Raw genomic sequence first — 917 nt, 5'->3', positions numbered from 1 at the left:
CCCTTTCCCTCCGTGCTCCGGCAGTCGATGCGGCCATGGTGGAGCAGTACCAGGTCATGGGTCAGCGAGAGGCCTATGCCCGTCCCGAAGGTCCCCATCCTGCGGTAATCACCGTCAAGGAACCGTGTATAGAGATGCCTGAGCTTGTCCCCTGACATCCCGATACCGTCATCGCTGACCTGCAGCCTCGCCTGTCCGTTGCTGATTTCCAGGGAGACGGTCACCTGGCCGCCTTCATGGTCATATTTGATGGCATTGGATACCAGGTTATACAGGATCTTGTCTATTTTGTCAGCATCAAACCATGCCGGCACTCCCTCCTCCGGGAGTTGAAGGGTCAGCCGGATATGGTCCTTCAGAGCCATCGGCCGGATGTTCTCGCAGATCTTCCTGACCGTCAAAGCCAGGTCTCCCCTGGACACCAGCAGTTTCAGTTGCCCGGACTGCGATTTCCTCACTTCCAGGATCTGCCGCAGGAGGTAGGTCAGCCGGAAGATGTTACTCTGGATGTTCTCATAATGCTTCTTGAACTGCGGGGCCCTGTCCTGCAGGTCTTCGACCGTGGCAGAGATGACCGTGAGCGGGGTAAGGAGCTCATGGGTGATATTGGTGAAGACAACCGCCATCTGCAGCCGGTTTTTCGTGTTGAGGTGCCTCTTGTACCAGTCGATGCCTCCATAGACGGCGAGGGCGAGGAGGACGAGGTAGAACAGGAAGGCCCACCAGGTGGCATACCACGGCGGGAGGATCTTCACTTCTATATCGTATGGCAGGTTTTGCCACTGGCCATAGTGGTCAGCCGCACGCAGCCTCAGATGATAGGTGCCCCATGGCAGGTTCTGATAGATCGCCCGGTGGGCACCGTCACGGCAGTATTTCCAGTCTTTGTCATACCCTACCAGTTGATAGGCATATTT

1 protein-coding gene is annotated in these 917 nt (G+C 56.7%); it reads right to left on the bottom strand.

Features of this window, described 5'->3' with window-relative positions:
• The coding region (locus ACYRYG_RS13280) for a sensor histidine kinase (protein ID WP_460198483.1) at positions 1 to 917 on the bottom strand (917 nt) is incomplete at both ends.

Source organism: Segatella asaccharophila (assembly GCF_054687055.1).
The sequence above is the reverse complement of the archived record's forward strand: the minus strand, read 5'-3'. Positions and strand labels throughout refer to the sequence as shown.